This window comes from Parendozoicomonas callyspongiae (genome assembly GCF_023502345.1).
GTDB lineage: Bacteria > Pseudomonadota > Gammaproteobacteria > Pseudomonadales > Endozoicomonadaceae > Sansalvadorimonas > Sansalvadorimonas callyspongiae.
In genome coordinates, this window is sequence record NZ_JAMFLX010000176.1 from 1 (window position 1) to 272 (window position 272).

A 272-nucleotide genomic window follows, 5' to 3' on the forward strand; every position below is an offset into this window, starting at 1 on the left:
GAATCAGCCAGAATCAATGTCTGACCAGTGATCTGGTGGAAAAATATTACCACAGCAGCCCGAAAATTCAGTCCCGATTCCGTAAAAGCATGCCGTCAAAATTTTCCCGCGAATGCCAGCCCGAGGCTCCTTTCGGGCGGTGGCTGGAAAAGTATTTTACTGAGAAAGAGCGGGCATGGGTTATGCAGGACGTGCTCAGGCAAGGTGCCCTGCTGCGCTATTTGAGCAACAGGGCCGGGGAAGTTGGAACTATTACCACCCTGGAAGGGCAC

1 protein-coding gene is annotated in these 272 nt (G+C 52.6%); it reads left to right on the plus strand.

All coding sequences use genetic code 11. The features are described from left to right. Positions 1 to 272, plus strand: a 272-nt coding sequence (locus tag M3P05_RS20825; RefSeq protein WP_249702071.1) for a hypothetical protein, incomplete at both ends; no start/stop codon positions are given.